Origin of the sequence: Cytobacillus oceanisediminis 2691 (assembly GCF_007678455.1) — a bacterium.
Classification (GTDB): Bacteria; Bacillota; Bacilli; order Bacillales; family Cytobacillaceae; genus Mesobacillus; species Mesobacillus oceanisediminis_A.
The window spans coordinates 1-18,019 of sequence record NZ_VEEP01000022.1; the positions used below are offsets into that span (position 1 = coordinate 1).

Genomic DNA, 18,019 nt, shown 5'->3' on the forward strand with positions numbered 1-18,019 from the left:
AATTTTGAATTAGGAATCTTAATAATAACCTTGATCATTAATAAAGAAACTGGTTACTTTGTAAGAGAAGTTTATTCAATAGAAAATGACGAGGCAGTAAAAAAACCTTCACCTTATTAATAGGCGAAGGTTTTTATTCGAATTTTGTAAAGTCCATTTCAGTTAACTTATTGTCCAACATATATCTAAAGATGTGCGTGAGTTTGTACATTACATCAGCAGGTAAATATTCTTTTTCTCCATCAGGACCATATCCATTTGGAAAAGAAGCGTGAGGGACATTATAGACTTTAAGCTTACCGTTATAAACAGTCTTTGGAATTAGGTTTTCTTGATCCATCTTTAACCGCTCCAATACACCTAAGGCCATTGTATCCTCTCCTCCTTTAATTATCTATATGCTTATTTTAAACTCAGTAGTAATTTTTAAACAGGGTTAACTATGTAATAAAAAAAACAACCGAACAGGTGTGCTTAAGCACACCTGTTCGGTTGTTTTTTTTATTACACTATAGTTATATTAATTATAGTTAGTTCGCAGTTTTTTTCAACTATATTTACAAAAAAGTTCTAACGGGGTGCTGGAATGAAAAAAGAAGACACTAAAAGAAGTATGGCAACACATTTGAGAAGGGAGCATTCTCAGTGGAGAGATACAAACTTTAGCAATAAGGTTGGCTTTTTTCCTGTTTTTTATGAGTTCAAGGAAATCCTACCTCAACTTTCAGGTGGAGCTGTTTCCCTATTTATTTATATCGGGCTTCATTCCAATAATCAAACAGGAGAGTGCTATCATAGTATCGAGAAAATATCTGATTTCTTTGGGAAGTCTCCAAGAACAATTAGTAAATGGATTGATGAATTAGTAGAATTCAGATTGATAAAGAGGTTTCAATTAGAAGTTAATGGTCCAGCTCATACTTTTATTAGACCTTACTCAAATAAGGAAAAATAGGTAAATTTCAAATTGATTATTCTATAGCAAAAAGATTATATTTTTTGTTATAGGACCAAACATAACATTTTTGGTGCTTATCGTTTAAAATAGTTTAAATTTTTATAGTCCATTAGCTCAAAACGCCCGATAGCATAATATGCTATCGGGCGTTTTGAGCTAACATGCGGCCTATTTTTAAAACGCGAAAGGGAATTACCCTAATTCATCTTCTTAGCCTAAATTTAGCAATTATGAGCGAATTAACACTATTTTTTTAGCAGCAGTTTAAGTTCTTCTTCTTCTTCAGGTGATATTTCATCGAATCGTAATTCATTTACACCTAATAAATCAAATAACTGACCCTTTATTTCTAGAAATTTTTCATTTGCTGATCTTTCATTCAAATTAAAACGTTGCTGCAGTTCTTCAAGTACCTTTTGTTTCAAAAACCAATCCGGCATTGTTTCCTTTGTCTTTCTAAATATCGATACTAAATGTCTTAATACATCCTCATCTTCTGAACCAGCAGCAACTTCATATGTTGTATTAGTTGTATTAAGTACCGCAGTTATGTATCCAACAGGATTTTCAATATCTTTTCTCTCTTTTATACGTTCAAGAATTTCAATAACCTGATTCTCTCCAAATTTGTCCCATAATTTAAGCAGTGCCTCTGACTTAACTCCTATTTGTAATGCTAATTTTTTTGCTTTGGCATAATACTGGCTAGAATGTTGCACCCCTTCCAAGTTTTCTTCAAACAATTCCAATTGCTTAGCGTCCTTCTTCTTCTTCTTAGAAGTGATGATAAACTTAATTTTTTGGACACGTTTACCTTCTTTTGACTCTTCAATTTCAAATGTAATATCCGTTTTTAACTTTAATTCTTTTTGAGCTGGAACCAATACCCGTTGCTTAAAGTTTCCATAGGCTGGATAAATCTCTTCAGCTCCTAGAATTTTTCGAAGATCTGCTAATAAGAAGGTTCTTTCTTGAAGTCTTTCATATTGTTTTAAAAGCTCATAAATTCGAATAGCATAGGAACTCTTTAGTTTTACAACATTCTCTAATTTGTAACTTGTAAATTCCTTTTTAAGTTTCAATAGGTAAGGTCGTAAAAATGGATCAAACCTTATATCAATTGTTCCTTCCGATTCGTTGTATGCCACATAACTTAACCAGGCAACTTGAGCGACTTTCCTACCCAAACGAATTTCAAATACCTTTTGCATTAATTCTTTAGTTATCTGTCGAAGCTCCGAATACTTCGGAGAACCTTTGAGCCCTAACAATTGATGAAATTCTTTAATTGATAATGTGTATGTTTTGAAATCTGAATCGGTCGGTTGAATATTACTAGCCAAACAAAGAATCAACTTTTGCTCTACAACACCTAGCTTATAATTTGCCTCAATAAGCATATTCGCTTTTGTTACTAGATTTGTAGTATTTGAATCCAGCTTAGTGAGCCCTGACATCCACACACCTCCCTTTATATAGTTAATTATGCCAAAAAACAACTATAACGCAAACATTTTCTTGTTATAGTTAACGCCGAAAATGTTATATAAACACCAAAAATGTTATAGTTAACACCAAAAATGTTATAGTTATAACACCAAAAATGTTATAGTTAACACCAAAAATGTTATAGTTAACACCAAAAATGTTATAGTTACATTAGTCAAACCCTTGGTACTATTGACTTTAAAAGCCTCTGAAAACAATTAAAACAATATAAAACAATATATTGTAAAACAATCAAAACAAGAGTCTTGCGCTTGTTCATTCCTTACTATTCAAGAAATTAAACAGTGACCTTAGATCCAGCACCTACTCATCAATTCCTGGAAGATAAGACATCAACCTACAGAGGACCCCGTGTTCACCTATGAAATTTCGTTTGAAAACCTGATTAAATTCATTAACTCTCTCAATCAATAATGCTTCATCTTTCTTGTAAATCAAAAACTTTTTAAATAACCTAGAACCTATCTTTATAGCGATCTAGCAATACTTCACGAAGGAAAGCTGACATCGATTTTAAATTCCGTTCAGTAATTTCCTTGTTTATCTTGTCCCAAATATCATCAGGAAGCGTTATAGACACCTTTTTAGTCATTCCTAGAGAAGGACGGCCAGCACTTTCCTTTTTGGCTGAACTGGAGTGTTTTAAGTGTTCTGGAAGTAAATCATATTTGTATGGTGGAATATAGAGCTGTTCAAACATTTCATTAACTTTTTCAGGACCAATATCCTCTTTCAAAGCTAATTCCAAAAAATCATCTTCTAATTGCTTCATGCTTACATACAAATCCTTTTCACCATTCCAACGAGCATCATACATCTTCTTGTGAAAATCCAACAATTCTAACATATTTATCCCTCCCTCTTATTTTGGTTACTTTTATTATAATGTATTTAAGTAACTAAAATCAAAGTTTTCTCTACGATCACTAATTTTATCTATTATCATATTTATCTATTACCATAAAGATAAATATGATAATAGATAAATATGATATTTTTTTTGATAATTAGCTTGCGCTATTAGATTCAAAGTAACGCTGCCATCCAGAACACAACGTTCTAATCACTTGACGAAAAGGAGTTTATTTGACCTAAACACCATATATGGTGTTTAGAAAAAAACCCAATGAAACTGCCTAATTCCGAACAAGCTTTCTGTTATAATAAATGTACAGTCCAAGGACGGCCATTCCCTAAAATTTCGCAAAGGAGTGGTCGAGTTGAAGGTTTTCAAAAGACTCCTAAACTCTGTTACCACTCATGAAGCCAAAATAAAAAAAGGCCTCGATTGGATCGGTACAATCGGAAACCTTTTTTGGTTGGTTTTCAGAGTGCTAATGGAAAACCAAAAGTAAGATATTTTCCCACAAAGTAACACGGTAGCTTAATGATGGAAGGTGACCCGGCTTGTGTTGCGTCCCACGCATTACACTTGGACTATAAACGGTCGTCTGAGCCGATTCCCACTCACCTTCCTCTAATACCTATTATGACTTTAACCTGAAAATGCTATACATAAACGAAAATAACCCTGGGTTCCCACGCCCAGGGTTATTTCTTTTCCCTAAAGTTTCACAAAAAAAGTGGTTGAGATGTCTCAAGACACCCTAAACGAAGTGATTCATGTAAGTAAAGTCTTTCCGAAAGCTTAGCTTCCCACAGCCTAAGGTTTCGGACCTCCTTGTTTTCCCTATCACAGATTTTTCTTTCATTAAAGGGTGATAGGTTACTATTATCATAGCATCATTTTGTTCGTTTTTGTACAGAAATGTATAGATATGACACGATATGACATCACCCAGGACATATCTGGGAGTTGTGGTCCCCTATATATTTCTCCCTTTCTTTAGCACAGCATGCACTGGCATTATTAAGAATGATAAGCATCCTTTTCGCCTTCTGGAATGATTAAGCGTTCCTCTTGAACCTCGTAAACTGTCTTGTTGGCTTCCTTAGATTTCTCGACATCGATAGCCAACAGCTTTTCTCTATGTTTTCCTACGGCATCCTTCATTCCGTAAGCTACCTTTTCAGCTTGATCTTCTCCGACAATATCAAAATACTTCTCAAAGATCGCACCCACCTGGATCAATCGACGTGTACGTTCTTTTCTTTCCTTTTGTTGAATCCGGCTTGCCACCTGTTGCTTTCTTGCCTTTATTTGCTCCATCTTTTCTTCTAATTCTCGTAACCGTTCCTCATCTGTTTTACGTGCCATCATCAGCCACCACCTAATATTTTTTTCCTTTAATTTATTTTAACTCAAGTTTATGGTAAGAGCTACCTAATATGCTAGATTCTTCAGGTCGGGTATGGTATAATTCCCTTAGAATGAAAATGATAAGAGCGCACTTATACATCGTTCCGATGTATGCGATTCCTTCGGAATGAAAACAGTTGCCCTTCCGAAACGGAAGGACTAAAAACATAATCGCCATCCGGCGAAGTCAAAACGAAAGTCGCAATCGCTTGCGAATTTCATTTTTATCAATTTGTAATCGCGTGGCGAGAGTGAGGTGAGAATCATGGCGATCTATCATTTATCAATGCAAATCATCAGTCGTTCAAAAGGTCAGTCAGCTGTTGCTTCAGCTGCCTATCGTAGTGGAGAAAAGTTGAATGATCAGAGAACTAATGAAGATAAATTTTATAGAAGGGAAATCCAACCCGAAACTATGATTCTTGCTCCTTCTCATGCTCCTGAATGGGTACAAGACCGTAATCGATTATGGAATGAAGTTGAGAAAATCGAGAAAAGAAAAGATGCTCAACTTGCTAGAGAATTAAATATCGCTTTGCCTAGGGAACTATCTAATGACCTTCAAAAAGAATTAGTTCGTGAATATGTTCAAGAGCAATTCGTTAATAAGGGCATGATCGCCGATATTGCAATCCACAGAGACGATGAAGAGAATCCCCACGTTCACATCATGTTGACCACCAGAGAAATATCAGCTGAAGGTTTTGGCCAAAAAAATCGTGACTGGAATCAGAGAGCACTACTTGAAAAGTGGCGTGAAGAGTGGGCAAACTTTGCCAATAAAGCACTTGAAAGAGAAGGGATCCAGGAACGAATTTCCCACCTTTCCCATGAAGCTCGTGGACTTGAACAACTTCCGACCGTTCATCTTGGCCACGTTGCTCATGAAATGGAAGAGCGTGGTATCCAAACAGATCGAGGAAATATCAACCGTGAACGTGAAGAATATAATGCTCTTGTCGTGGATTTACAAAAGTACCGTGAAGAGAAAAAGACATTAGAGGAAAAGAAAGCTCGCCAGCAAGAACAAAAGCAAAAATCCGAAAGATTCACTACAGATGTCGAACGTGTTGAATTGCAAGCTGCTACAAAAATTCTGAAGGCTGAAGCTTCCTTGCCGAATATTAAAAAACGCTATGAACAACTGGATAAATGGGATGAACGCTTAAATAAAAATGATAGCTATATTCGTTGGAAAGACGAAGCCATCAGAAAAGCTTCCGAACACTTCGAAAGGATCCACTCCTTTGAAAAACAAATCCAGGAAGCTGAAAAGCAAATTGAGAATCTAAATTGGCTTAATCCATTGAAATTAAAGGAAAATAAAAACACTAAGGCAGCAACTGAACAAGCTATTTCTCAAGCTGAAGGCGAGATCCATTCCCAAAATGAAAAGCTGAACTACCACCGGGAAAAACTTGGCTTCAGTACCGAAGAGGAATTTAACCAGGTTAAAACTGAGCATGAAAAAGAGAGAGCAGGACTCCTGGAGAAAAACAGAAATACTCGTCGATATATCATTTCAGAACGAGATGTGCTTCAAAAGGCTGAGAATGCCCTTAAAAAGGCTTTTGTGCGTCAAGTGGCATCTTTATACCCTAAACGCCCAGAAATGGCTCATATGACCTTCAGAACAGCTATAAACGTTATGAAAATTAACCAGAAGCATGGTAATGGTAAGGTTATCCCGATTGAAAACATCGAAAAGGTCTTGAACAACAAAAAACAAGAGGTTCAAAAACTGAAAGGTGACATTTCTAATGTGGATCAAACAAAGTTACGTTTGAAACGGGCTGAAGCTTACCTGAAGGAATTTGAAGAACTACAAACCATTATCGATAAATATGAAAAGGATCCATACCTAAAAGGCAAAATGATTGTTTCCAAAGAAACTAAGCAAAATTACGAACGGGCAGTAAACGCTCGTGATGCAGCTAAGGAATTCATGCAAAATGAGGGAATCTCCGGTAGGGCCGAATTTGAAAAACAAACTGAGCAGCTAGGGAAAATAGAAGTCAAAATCCCTGAATTTAAAGAGAAAATTCAGTTTGAAGAAGGAGGTCTTGGCTTATTTGATGCAGTAATAAGAGGCATTGAACAAGCAGGGCGAGAGTTGACTAAAGAACAACATAACGGAAAAGAAGAAGATCAAAAAGGCAAGAAGAAGAAAAAGAAAAACATCCATCAATCACAAGAGTTGACTAGATAATAGGGGGCTAAATAATGGCTGAACAGAAAAAGGCTGCCGAAGAATTACTCCTTGAATTTCACAATCTAGAAAAGAACAGCAAGATAAAAACCCGAAGATTACCATCGGACAATGGAGTATTTCTCCTGGATAAAAACAATCCCAATGATGTGGAATGGTACGAGGAATCTGAATTGAAAAATGACGTCAACAAAGCGATGAAATATGCTAAAGCATCACAAGCAATGGAAGGTTTAAAAGTATCGGATGAACAAGAAAAATTAATATTAGACGTTATAAGTGGGGAAATTTCCGAAGAAGAATTTAATCAAAGAGCAAAGCAACTAGCAAATGAATCATAAATAATTGAAGCTCCTGTCAATTAGACAGGAGCTTCTTTTTAATTAAAAATGAATTCATACGCAGCATTTATTTTGGACTTTAATGTTGTTCCTTTTTTGTGATTCTTTTTAGATTCCTCATTCCATTCAAAATAGATTTGTTTCTCTTCCTCCGTCCAATTGTCAGGGAATATTGGATCATCACCATTTACTGGTCTAAAATATATTGCATCTATCTTTCCTGAAGGAGAATCCATGTGTCCGTACAAAGAAGCATCAATAACCAAGTCATCGTGAATTTTGGTATTTACACTATTTACACCAATTGTTTTTGTGCTGCTCCAGGTAATGGAATGCGCACCTAAATCCCCCCATATTGGAGTATAGAATTTCCTTTTACCGTCTTTGAGGGTTTTGGTAATCCTACTATCTTTGTTTTGAACTTGTTGATCAGAGAATAAATAGCCGGTCTCTTTTTCTAAATTTACATGTGGTAATTCAAATAAGTTATTAGCCGAAAACTTTCCACTTACTGTAGATGAAGTGGACCTTGTTTTATCCATCGAAACCTTTGCTATACCGTTTGTAATTGGATAACTTACGTAACTATCAACCAAATTACTTGGTACTTCCATTTGAAATGCAGTATCAAGGCTGCCACCAATTTCATTTGTATATTGTAAGTCTATCGGGCTTTCAAAACCGTATCCAGTCCAAGTTTTTTGTATTTTATTAAAGGAAAATTTTAATGTTTCATAAAATGGCACCATGTTTTTACCTACTTCACGTTCTGTCATGACGACACCCTTATATTCCAACACCGTTGCAGATTTAACATTTACTTCTAAAGTTTTTTCGCTGCTTGTATAACCGTCTGTCGTTAATGCTTCCCGACCTTGGATGACATCAAAATCACTTTTGTTATAGCCTTCAAGTTTAATGGTATATGGCTTATTGGTGTTTACTGTTAACCTGGTTGCCGGAATGGTAAAGGTTAGATACTCCGGCAGAGTTGCAGCAGTAAATTTCTGTTCGGAAATTTTTGTAGTTCCGTCATATAATCCAACGGTAATACTCTTAGTTGTATTAGAAAAATCTGAAATCGCACTAGAACTTGGATAGTTTATGACTTTTGACAAATACACTCGAACCGGAAGCCCAGCCGTTTTCTTAGCAGTATAAATTTGGATCTTATTCAATCCTGTTTTTATCATTGGCTTGTCATAATAATAATTGATTATGATGTTGCTTGTTCCAACTATTCCCGATTGTGCATTCCCTGTTGTCCGAATATATCGGTAAGTATAACCATCCTTTGTGATCGTTACAGGGCTTTCAGAGTAACTATCTTTTTCGTGTTTTGTATAGGTTTTACTATCAATAATCTTTTGGCCAGTTCTTTCATCAAGATAATTTACTGTTACCGTTCTTCTAAGTTTGTAATTGAAAGTGTAAAATATTTCGTTATATCCAGTTGTGATATTTGTTGACGAATTCCCGAATAAATCATAATACAATCCATTCTTGGTATGCACAGCTGGCGCAGTAAATGTGTTAACCGTACCTACTTTATATAATTGTCTCAATTGACTGAAAGCATCGTTATTCGGGTACATATTTTTCTGATCCACATTTACATATTGATAAGGATCATACTTCTTAGTAACTGTTACGTTATTTCTTGGCATCGTCCCTGATACGCTAGCTGATTCAGCAATTTTATAAGTATTGCCGTTGTAACTTATTTCTGCAGGAGCAGTGTAAGAGTAACTTTGGCCAATAAAATAAGAGCCCACTTTATAAGCTGTTTTAATTTCTTGGGAAGTGTTTAAATTGTTTACATATTTAACGGTTAAATCCCACTTTGAACGATAATAGAAGTTGATAGTGAAATCAGAACTTGGGACTGTCCCTGTCTTATACTGTGTATCATCCAATACAGTTTGTGGAGCATTTGGAATTTTTACTGTTGAATCATATTTTTCATTGTATGTGGTACCGATCGTAACTGTTTCAGTACTAGACTTTAATACAGAACCATTGTCTCTGTCTATGTGCCTGACGGTCATTGTAACCGTTCTTGGAGTAAACGTTGCTGTCAGTCTTGCTGTTTCTGATGGATCTTTAAAATATTCTCCATAAGCCAAGTCTTGATATCCAGTCGATTTAGGTATAGATATCATTGCCCTCCAAGCTGGTATACTTCCGGTTATATTACCTGTATCAAAGGAACCACCATATGTTAGTGGAGCTTCTAGATGAAATTTTTGCCCTCCCTTAATAGTAGTAGAACCACCAGTTTTACTTGAACCTGTAGATTCGTTAATTAGTGTTACACCACTAGGTAAAGAAATTGTAATTAAATTATCTTTGTAAGCTTGGAAAGTAGTTGTTTGGGACACTTGTTTACCGTTACTTACACTAACTGACAAATTTGAATCCGAAAAACTTATAGCATGGTTAGGAATACTTCCACTTTGTGATATATCCCAAAGCTCTGAATACCCAGATATACTCTTTCCTCCTGCATCCTTTCCAGTGTAAATACGAGATAATAAAAGCGATGTAACAACAATCCCTCTGCTTCTATCACCACCAAAAATATTTTCAGGACCACCCCAACCAAAGTATAAAGCTCTTATAATCTTATCGTTTAAGTATGGGTTAGGAGTGTCATATGGAGTTCCAGTTCCAGGAGTCGCATCATCGTGTTCTATACAAAATGCTTGTTCCCCATCCACTCTAAAATCCCCTACAATGGATCCACCATAACTAACTTGACCCTTGTATTCAATTAACGGCGCACTGGCTGCCTTTACTGTTTGTCCAAAGAAAAAACTCTTAAATTTAAATCCTAAAGTAAGTTTTTCCTGTACTCCCTTTTTCATCAACTCATCCAGTTTTGCAGGTATTAAATCATCACCTTGACCCACATATAGAGGGACATCCCCATACATCAATTCACCTTTTTTATTAACTGTTAAGGATTTAATGTTTTTCTGTGCTTCATCTCCTACAATATCTTCTAAAGTTGGAGTATCCCCATTTGTTATTACCTTACTGTTATCAAAAGTACCTTCTGCAAATACAGGTAAGCTTTGTAATAATAAAGATAGAATTATAAATACAATCAATATGTTATTGGGTTTCTTATTTCTCACATTTATCACTCCGGATCTATTTATTTTTCAAATAAAAAAGTCTACCAAGATTACCTTAGTAGACCATAAATATAATTAAATTAATTACTTTCCAGGTGGGACTGCAAATGTACCTCGTTCCCAAGTACCAGTATTAGTACCTCCACCTTCACCAACTTCAAAACTTCCTTCACCAGTTTTTTGTCCTTCTGAAGACCAATTTGAGTTGTTAGGATTTACGCTCAAACTATTGGAAGTTGTAGTCTTACTAGAAGTATTACCCGTACTACCACTGGACTTGCTACTTGAATCAGTAGATGATCCACTCTTATTAGAAGAGGAAGAGGTACTATTCGTTTGAGATGTTTTATTGGTGTTTGAACTAGATTGATTACTTGATTTAGTTACTACTGTAGTCTTGGATTGTTTAGCATTCTCAGCCGGAGTGTTCACTCTATCGGAGTAATCCATTTCACCTTTGGCCACTTTTTCATCAACTACTTTTTTTAATGCTGCCATTCGTTCCTTTTCAGCTAAACGCTCTTGTTCAGCTTTTTCGGCTGCCATTCTCTCTTGCTCTTCCTTTTCTTTTGCAATGCGTTCCTGCTCAGCTTTTTCAGCAGCAATACGTTCTTGTTCGGCCTTTTCCTTTGCGATCATCTCTTGCTGCTCTTTTTCCTTAGCAATTCTTTCAGCTTCAGCTTTCTTTTGTTGTACTATTTTCAACTCTTTAGCTTCTACATGATTGTTATAAGCTACGACACCAGAGACTCCACTTACACTCAGAAATGCTATTACCCCTAAAACAATTAATTTCGCTTTCATAAAATCGCCTCTTTTCTTAAAAATAAACGATTTTTTATCCATGTTTTCTTCATGTCGGAATGAAGGTTCCTAAAGGAATGTCCAAGTCCTGTTTTGTTGGTTTTTGGCTTGTTCCAACAACCTTATATACTTATGTATAACGTATGGAAAGAGAGTCACAAATGGATTTATAGCGTAGTCCATTAACTAGAAAATCGGTATAGTTTACTCGTATAGTGACTTTTCAACGAGAACCACCCAATATTAAATTTTAAATCTATTATTAATTATAATAGAAAAACACAATCAATCCCCTATATTTTCGGAAATACATGGAAATGTTTTAACCTGAGAGTTCATAAATTTTATTAAATCTTTAGCAGCAGCGTTTTTTGAATATTCCTCGTCCATTAATAAGGAACTACTAATACGTGATAGAACATTCAACATATATGCTTTCTCTTCAACTTCTCCTAATTGTTCATTGATCGACATCATGATTAAACCTCCAGTAAATGTTATTTGATTTATATAAACTGTTCTTGCATACTGGAGATATGCAAATAGGGGTCCAAACTTATCTGCATAAGTGTTCTCTGTGTATGCAGGGAACATTTTTTATTTTTTTAAGTAAGTCTTAATCTTTGTAAGTAACTTTTTTTGTCTCTCAATACTACTAGTAATTAAAATCGTGTCTTTTGGTTTTCCATCATCGTCTTTTAACACCACAAATTCCTGTAATATTTCCTCTAATAATTCCTTTTCTTCCGAAAACACCACCGGCGCAGGTGTCATTCTTACGCCCAAAGCAGTTAATTTAGCGAATTGAGGCACTGATAGTTCTCTTTGCTTAGCAAAAGCATCCAAACGACGCTTTTGTTCCTCATTCACTGTGAATTTAATTTGAATCTCTTTATCCTTCTTCCTTGTCAAACCAACAATCACCTCCAAAAGAAGGTACTATTTAGTACTTCTTAAGTATATCAATTAAAGGTGGATACATCAACCTTTTGTGTACTAATAAGTACTTTTTTATAAGGGGTTCTTTCTCTTCTCTTTAATGATTTTTCCATTTATTCATCAGGAAGGCAGCAATCATCCCCATACTTTCAATAGCTGATTTTGCTTCTGAGTCAGTGATCGTTGTTAAAAATGGTCGGCCGTGTCCAGTCCCCTCTTTATTTCTCAAATTATTTAATGAGCAACCTAGCTCATATAAACTTGCTTCAAACCTTTGCTGCGATCGACGACTGGATGGATCGATCTTCGATTTATCGTACACTAAATTTAAGGACGTAAAGGTTTGTCCTAACAAAGTAGGGAAATTAGAAGTAGTGGGATAGTGACCCCATAATTTTGTTAGAATAAATCCACAAACTGCTTCAAGTAAATCTTTCCCGGTACCAGCTAATAACGCAGCATCTTCTACACCTTTTTTAGCTCTTGTGATATAGGCTCTTAATGCTTCTTCTTGCTCTAGTTCGCTAAGATTATCAAGAACAATGGGTCTTAAATCACCATCACTGCTTAATTCCCAACCTTCGCTTTTAAAAGCAGCCTGAGTATTCATGATGGCTTCTTTCCCTACATAATTTTTAGACGACTCCCTAAAACCACCTAAGGCTCTGAGTAAAGCTATAAATGAACCTACAAACTTTTCTCCAGCATCTAGATTATTTTCCATTGCCCAATTTAATATAGATCTTACCCTTTTCGCTTTGCCCACTGAATGCTTTTGAAAATGTGGGTCCCCTTGTTCTAATTTAAATCGAGTTATCTGATACTCAATTTCAGAATGACTGGGTTCTCTGGTGGTTTGTTGAGCATCATCTACTAACTTCGCAAGCGCAAACAGAATTTCATCTGTTAAAGGTGCTTTTTTGACCATATAACAACATCCTTACTAATTTATTTTCACTCTCAATTTTATCCTAAATTAGGATATCGAGCGTTACTATTATAACTTTGTGATAACCCTTTTAGATCGGACATTTTAAGATGACCGACCCATTAAAAGATGGCTAGGTTATCATCAGATTTTTGGTTCTTCTGTGTAAACTCACGCCTATACAGTTAGGAATCAAAACTCAAGGGTTTTGAACAAGCCGGAAGGGCAATTTGGAGAGAACGAAAACGTGTTCTCTATGCAATCCTGGACAACTCTTTTACAATAACGGTAAAAAGAACGGGGAGGACGACTTGTGGAGACTTTTGAAAAAGCCTATTCACCTAAGGAAATCAGTATAACATTAGGCGTCGGGGATAGTACCCTTAGGAAATGGTGCATTGCACTTGAAAAGAACGGATATAACTTTATCAGGAATGATCAGAACAACAGGGTGTATGTCGATAGTGACCTTGTAGTCCTAAAGCATTTTCAAAACTTGGTTAAACAACATAACATGCAGCTTGAGAACGCAGCAATCCTTGTTGTAGATAGGTTTGGTAAGGGAGCGTTCGAGTCAGTAACGGGTATCGTTCCATCTGAAAAAACGGAGGAGCAACGGGATTTTAGCCGTTCTAGTGAAGAAGTTATTTCTCAGTTACTTGAACATATTAAGCACCAGGATGAATTCAACCAGAAGCTTATAAAGCGCTTAGACCAGCAGCAGAAATACATAGATGAAAGACTGAACCGACTGGATGAGCGACAAAAGGAACGTGACAATATGCTTCTAGAATCACTCAGGGCATCACAAGAAACGAAACAGTTACTCTTAGAGGCAAAAACAGCTGAAGAACAAAAAAAGCCTCGGAAAGGGATCATGAGGTTTTTTGGACGAGAATAGCACTTTGTTTGATTAAGGAGTTGTTTCAATTACATGCACCCTGACAGATTAGGCGCCATTTTGAGAATGGAAAGATTTAAAAGAAACCTAACACAAGAACAAGTGTGTAAAGATCTGAACATGAAGTTAAGTACACTTAGTAAAATCGAAAACAATAAAAGCGTTCGAGGATCTACTATAAAAAAGCTAATGAATTATTATCAAATGACTATAGATTAAGCTGGGTATGAAGACCAATTCTATAATATACAATTTCCCCTAACCGTACCGATATTAATTAGGGGTGATACATTGAATATAGATTTAAGTCCCTTGCAGCCAATTATGGACGAGTTGTTTTACAGTCTCCTTTTGGTATTGCTCGGTCCGTTAATCATTGCACTTATATTTAAATATTTGCTTTTGAAAATTAGAATTCCAAAGAATATTTCATCTTCAATCGCAAGTTTAGTTTTTTTATATGCAGCTTATAAAATGTTGATTTTTATAACTGGTTAATAAGGAATTTTAAAAGGGGTGCGTTAATCCAGAAAGGATTAACGCACCTTTTATTACAATTCTTATTTATTGAACAAACGAAACATATTTAAAAATTTTAAAAAATTCGAAACTTTTTTTATAAATATCAGTCTAAACAATAATTTTCCAAAGGGGGGAGATGAATTGAACAATTTAAATCCAGAAAAGGACTTCTCTAATGAAGATCTAATAACAAGCCTTATTGAATCTTATTGGATAAGTGTAAAAAAACTAGCATTTACATATGTGAAAGATTGGGTGTTAGCTGAAGATATTACTCAAGAGGTTTTCATTAAGTGTTATAAAAACCTTGATCAATTTCGCAGGGAATCCAGTTATAAAACTTGGCTTTACAGGGTTACGGTAAATAGATGTAAAGATGAATTCAAAAGCAAATGGTTTAAAACCTTATGGATATTTGATGAGGTCAAAGAAAAGGTTGGAGAAAATATAGTATCTGCCGAAGTAGCATACTTAAAAAATTATGAAGAAACAATACTATCTGAATTAGTATTAACATTACCTGTGAAATACCGAGAAGTAATCATTTTCTATTATTATGAGGGCCTGAGTTTAGAAGAGATAGAGAATCTCCTTGAACTTAATATTAATACAATTAAAACACGATTAAGAAGAGGAAAAATGCTATTGAAGAAATTATTTGAAAGGACTGGTGACTAATGGATAAACATCTTAATCGATTAAAAAGAAGTATGGATAATACCGTATTTAAAGATGTCTCATATGATAGGGCTAGAAGCATTAATTCTGTGTTAACACGATTGAACAAGGATAGAAAATCTAAATTTCCAATGCAACCATCTCTACTTATAAACAAGGTGAATTTTCTACTTAGCTTTTCTGTGATTTCTTTAATCTTTTTAGGTATCACGTATTTTGTAGGGACACAACTTAATTTATTCAATGTTATTGAAGGTAACCAAGCAGAATCTTCGAACAAAATTTTAAACCAGGAAACCGTTTATACACCACCAAAGCAGGATGAAAATTTTAAAGAAATGACAAAAAAAGAGATTCTCACGAAAATGCTTAATACTGTTGACTATTTTGAAACTGCCAAAGGTGAATTCAAAATCAAATATGCCGATACTCTAGGAGAATATTCAATAGATTATGAACTTAGTTTAAATAATAAAGCTGGTAGTTATAGTAAAAATACTTATATAACTAAGGGAGCTGAAAAGATTACAAGTCTTTATTATAAAGATGGAACTAAATGGACTATTGATGAAAACTCAGACAGCTACGTGGAAAATCCATACCAACTTGAAATACAATCTCAATATTTAACGATTGAAGACGCATTTTCGGTAAATAGTAAGGGAACTACCGTATCAGAGAATTTGGAGAGACCTGATATGGGGGAAGCGCAATTTTCACTCTATCCTTTTTATGGAGTGGCTTCTGATTATATAAAGGACTTAACTTCTTGGGATATTGAAAAACAAAATGAAGAACTAGTAGGACATAATACACTTGTTATTAAAGGAAAAGCAAACCGAAGAGAAGTCCAGTCTTTCCGTTTTTGGATAGATAAGGACACAGGAATATTGGTAAAATATGAGACCTATAATTCCGATGGAAAAGTAGTCGATTATTTATATACTTCGAAACTTGAAATTAACGTTCCTATCGACAGTAAAAAATTCGAACCCAATTTAGCAGGATATACAAAGATGGAAACAGACAACAGCAAAGCAAGAATAAACACTGGAGACGTAGATCAATCAATTCCCGAGGAATTAAAATTACAATGGGAAGAAGCTAAGAAAAAAACAAATGAAACTACCATCTTACATCTAGATGACAGTTGGTACATTTTTGTCAAAAAAGGGTATGTTATTAATAAAATTGTAGCAAATGGTAAGGAAGGAACACTATATTTAGCAAAAGAAAACCTTCCTTCTGAAAAAAAACAATTTAATCATCGTGCTATAGCAGAGGGCTATACGGTGGAAAAACTCGAAATTATTTATCAATAATGCTCAAAAAGTGATACCTATTTTTGGTAGGTATCACTTTTATTTTTTAAAAGCTAATATTGAATATGAATACTTCACTTAAACAAACGGGTTACAAAGAGAAATTTTTTAGGTTATTTTCAATCTGCTCATCTGTGATACCGATGTACTTTAGTGTAATCTCAGGATGTGAATGATTTAATATCATTTGAAGCTCTGCCACATCCCTGAACTGCTTGTAATGCCAATAACCAAAGGTCTTTCTCATCGTATGGGTCCCGATCCCCTCTGTAATATCCACCATCTGCGCAGCCTTATTTAGCTGCCTGTATGCCTGGATCCTTGTGATAGGCTTATCCCCTTTCCGGCTCGGAAACAGCCATACAGTCCCACCCAGGCTATTTATATACTCATTCAATTCACCATAAATATTCTCCAGGTGGATGGTTCTTGGTTTTTCCGTCTTACCTTCTTTTATCATTACCTTCTTTTTTCTTTTCAGATCCTTCGCTTTCAGCTTCAATAGATCACTTATTCTCAAACCAGTGTTGATTCCCACCAAAAACAAGATATAATCCCGTTCCCCACAGAAGCGTTTCAGGGCCCATTTCATGTCCGTAATCTGGTCATAATCACGGATAGGCTGCACATCCTTGATTTCTTCCTTTTTTTTCGGCATCCCCATACCAATCCTTTCAGGCTATGTATGTAAAGGTTTTGAATGTAACTTATTTTCATACTTTGATTATAGCATACATGCTTTCAAAAAAACCTTATTTTATAACAAATCTAATGTAACATAATATCCATTATGTTACATTTTGATATGTCGGTAATGATAGCATTTAGTAGGGAGCAATTTGATATAATATGAGGAAAATATAGGAATGTTAATAGATTTCCATTACAATATTTTATAAGGGGGGCATAATTTTGACTATCGTATCAGTTCCAATTCCTATACCCGTAAAGAACGGCGTGATTATGCTTGAAGAAGATAGTATCTACTTGCTCCAAAGTCAAGTGGACAAAATAAAACAGGAAGCTATAAGAAAAACGCAACATGGGTGGTTAACAGCAGGAAGGGGAGTGAAAATCCCCTTAACTACTCAACAACAAATTGCAGTTGTCGGTATAAAAGACCAGTTAATGCAGTTACTCAGTCCAACTAGAGATCCTAGAGAGGTTTTATTGCAACGCAGAGGATTTGGATTTGCGAAGCATGCTTTTGAAAGGATATTGGAGAGGATTGAGAGGTTATCAACTCAAGAGATACAAGCCCTGGGTGTTTCGGATTATCGTTATGCTGTACATCCAGAAACTTTAGAAAATGTTGTTGCATCGTTAATGGAATCACAAACAGTACAGTCATTTGCTGAGTGGAAAGGATATCCTTATTTAAATTATTGTTTTGTCTGCAATCTCGATGATAGAGAATTAGACGTAGTAGTCAATTTTGAATTAGGAATCTTAATAATAACCTTGATCATTAATAAAGAAACTGGTTACTTTGTAAGAGAAGTTTATTC

The 18,019-nt window shown here is 35.2% G+C and carries 18 protein-coding genes; 8 read left to right on the forward strand and 10 right to left on the reverse strand.

The features are described 5' to 3' along the window. Positions 1-133: 133 nt before the first annotated feature. Positions 134-370: a hypothetical protein gene (locus tag FS736_RS23060; protein WP_144481462.1), complete on the reverse strand. Its 237-nt coding sequence runs from the start codon at positions 368-370 to the stop codon at positions 134-136. Positions 371-586: 216 nt separating this feature from the next. On the opposite strand from FS736_RS23060, the gene FS736_RS23065 reads away from it, so the two are divergent. Beyond that, on the forward strand, positions 587-955 hold the full coding sequence (locus tag FS736_RS23065; protein WP_144481463.1) for a helix-turn-helix domain-containing protein: 369 nt from the start codon (positions 587-589) through the stop codon (positions 953-955). Between the two features lie 248 nt (positions 956-1,203). Here the strand turns inward: FS736_RS23065 and FS736_RS23070 are convergent, their stop codons facing one another. The 3 genes from FS736_RS23070 to FS736_RS23080 all read right to left on the reverse strand — a co-directional run bounded on the left by FS736_RS23070 (position 1,204) and on the right by FS736_RS23080 (position 4,688). Next, positions 1,204-2,415 (reverse strand): replication initiation protein, encoded by a 1,212-nt coding sequence (locus tag FS736_RS23070; RefSeq protein WP_144481464.1) that lies wholly within the window; start codon positions 2,413-2,415, stop codon positions 1,204-1,206. Between the two features lie 506 nt (positions 2,416-2,921). Next, positions 2,922-3,314 (reverse strand): ribbon-helix-helix protein, CopG family, encoded by a 393-nt coding sequence (locus tag FS736_RS25305; protein WP_260983689.1) that lies wholly within the window; start codon positions 3,312-3,314, stop codon positions 2,922-2,924. A 1,023-nt stretch (positions 3,315-4,337) separates the two neighbouring features. Next, on the reverse strand, positions 4,338-4,688 hold the full coding sequence (locus FS736_RS23080; RefSeq protein ID WP_260983690.1) for a hypothetical protein: 351 nt from the start codon (positions 4,686-4,688) through the stop codon (positions 4,338-4,340). A gap of 304 nt (positions 4,689-4,992) precedes the next feature. On the opposite strand from FS736_RS23080, the gene mobQ reads away from it, so the two are divergent. Together mobQ and FS736_RS23090 are read left to right on the forward strand one after the other, a co-directional pair. Next, the gene (gene mobQ, locus FS736_RS23085; RefSeq protein WP_144481465.1) at positions 4,993-6,936 is read left to right on the forward strand and encodes a MobQ family relaxase; all 1,944 of its coding nucleotides are present in this window, start codon (positions 4,993-4,995) and stop codon (positions 6,934-6,936) included. A 14-nt stretch (positions 6,937-6,950) separates the two neighbouring features. Then, the gene (locus tag FS736_RS23090) at positions 6,951-7,277 is read left to right on the forward strand and encodes an antitoxin VbhA family protein (protein ID WP_144481466.1); all 327 of its coding nucleotides are present in this window, start codon (positions 6,951-6,953) and stop codon (positions 7,275-7,277) included. A gap of 38 nt (positions 7,278-7,315) precedes the next feature. On the opposite strand, the gene FS736_RS23095 is transcribed toward FS736_RS23090, so the two are convergent. The 5 genes from FS736_RS23095 to FS736_RS23115 form a co-directional block, all read right to left on the reverse strand. Further along, entirely contained in the window at positions 7,316-10,417 is a 3,102-nt protein-coding gene (locus FS736_RS23095; protein ID WP_144481467.1) for a MucBP domain-containing protein, read from the reverse strand. Between the two features lie 84 nt (positions 10,418-10,501). Next, entirely contained in the window at positions 10,502-11,263 is a 762-nt protein-coding gene (locus FS736_RS23100; RefSeq protein WP_144481468.1) for a hypothetical protein, read from the reverse strand. Positions 11,264-11,506: 243 nt separating this feature from the next. After that, entirely contained in the window at positions 11,507-11,698 is a 192-nt protein-coding gene (locus FS736_RS23105) for a hypothetical protein (RefSeq protein WP_144481469.1), read from the reverse strand. Positions 11,699-11,818: 120 nt separating this feature from the next. Beyond that, positions 11,819-12,133: a hypothetical protein gene (locus FS736_RS23110; RefSeq protein WP_144481470.1), complete on the reverse strand. Its 315-nt coding sequence runs from the start codon at positions 12,131-12,133 to the stop codon at positions 11,819-11,821. Between the two features lie 124 nt (positions 12,134-12,257). Further along, positions 12,258-13,088 carry an abortive infection family protein gene (locus FS736_RS23115; RefSeq protein WP_144481471.1) on the reverse strand — a complete coding sequence of 277 codons (831 nt, stop codon included), beginning with the start codon at positions 13,086-13,088 and terminating at the stop codon, positions 12,258-12,260. Between the two features lie 313 nt (positions 13,089-13,401). On the opposite strand from FS736_RS23115, the gene FS736_RS23120 reads away from it, so the two are divergent. The 4 genes from FS736_RS23120 (at position 13,402) to FS736_RS23135 (ending at position 16,511) form a co-directional block, all read left to right on the forward strand. Beyond that, complete coding sequence (locus FS736_RS23120; RefSeq protein ID WP_144481472.1) at positions 13,402-13,989, forward strand: MerR family transcriptional regulator; 588 nt, start codon at positions 13,402-13,404, stop codon at positions 13,987-13,989. Between the two features lie 33 nt (positions 13,990-14,022). Next, positions 14,023-14,208, forward strand: coding sequence for a helix-turn-helix domain-containing protein (locus FS736_RS25525; protein ID WP_144481473.1), 186 nt, complete (start codon positions 14,023-14,025; stop codon positions 14,206-14,208). Positions 14,209-14,652: 444 nt separating this feature from the next. Then, entirely contained in the window at positions 14,653-15,189 is a 537-nt protein-coding gene (locus tag FS736_RS23130; RefSeq protein ID WP_144481474.1) for a sigma-70 family RNA polymerase sigma factor, read from the forward strand. Then, positions 15,189-16,511, forward strand: a complete 1,323-nt coding sequence (locus FS736_RS23135) for a sigma-E factor regulatory protein RseB domain-containing protein (protein WP_144481475.1) — start codon at positions 15,189-15,191, stop codon at positions 16,509-16,511. The genes FS736_RS23130 and FS736_RS23135 overlap by 1 nt, the downstream gene beginning before the upstream one ends. 91 nt (positions 16,512-16,602) lie before the next feature. Here FS736_RS23135 and FS736_RS23140 read toward each other — a convergent pair whose 3' ends face one another. Further along, positions 16,603-17,169: a tyrosine-type recombinase/integrase gene (locus tag FS736_RS23140; protein WP_144481476.1), complete on the reverse strand. Its 567-nt coding sequence runs from the start codon at positions 17,167-17,169 to the stop codon at positions 16,603-16,605. A 254-nt stretch (positions 17,170-17,423) separates the two neighbouring features. Between FS736_RS23140 and FS736_RS23145 the strand changes: the two genes are divergently transcribed. Next, positions 17,424-18,019 (forward strand): hypothetical protein (locus FS736_RS23145; protein WP_144481477.1); only part of this gene is annotated, 596 nt, incomplete at its 3' end.

Bases quoted from the DNA above. Each gene is read 5' to 3' on its own strand.
- FS736_RS25305 (WP_260983689.1), bottom strand. From the start codon at position 3,314: ATGTTAGAATTGTTGGATTTTCACAAGAAGATGTATGATGCTCGTTGG.
- FS736_RS23065 (WP_144481463.1), top strand. From the start codon at position 587: ATGAAAAAAGAAGACACTAAAAGAAGTATGGCAACACATTTGAGAAGG.
- FS736_RS23060 (WP_144481462.1), bottom strand. From the start codon at position 370: ATGGCCTTAGGTGTATTGGAGCGGTTAAAGATGGATCAAGAAAACCTA.
- FS736_RS23080 (WP_260983690.1), bottom strand. From the start codon at position 4,688: ATGATGGCACGTAAAACAGATGAGGAACGGTTACGAGAATTAGAAGAA.
- FS736_RS23070 (WP_144481464.1), bottom strand. From the start codon at position 2,415: ATGTCAGGGCTCACTAAGCTGGATTCAAATACTACAAATCTAGTAACA.
- FS736_RS23115 (WP_144481471.1), bottom strand. From the start codon at position 13,088: ATGGTCAAAAAAGCACCTTTAACAGATGAAATTCTGTTTGCGCTTGCG.
- FS736_RS23090 (WP_144481466.1), top strand. From the start codon at position 6,951: ATGGCTGAACAGAAAAAGGCTGCCGAAGAATTACTCCTTGAATTTCAC.
- FS736_RS23100 (WP_144481468.1), bottom strand. From the start codon at position 11,263: ATGGATAAAAAATCGTTTATTTTTAAGAAAAGAGGCGATTTTATGAAA.
- FS736_RS23105 (WP_144481469.1), bottom strand. From the start codon at position 11,698: ATGATGTCGATCAATGAACAATTAGGAGAAGTTGAAGAGAAAGCATAT.
- FS736_RS25525 (WP_144481473.1), top strand. From the start codon at position 14,023: ATGCACCCTGACAGATTAGGCGCCATTTTGAGAATGGAAAGATTTAAA.
- FS736_RS23140 (WP_144481476.1), bottom strand. From the start codon at position 17,169: ATGCCGAAAAAAAAGGAAGAAATCAAGGATGTGCAGCCTATCCGTGAT.
- mobQ (WP_144481465.1), top strand. From the start codon at position 4,993: ATGGCGATCTATCATTTATCAATGCAAATCATCAGTCGTTCAAAAGGT.
- FS736_RS23135 (WP_144481475.1), top strand. From the start codon at position 15,189: ATGGATAAACATCTTAATCGATTAAAAAGAAGTATGGATAATACCGTA.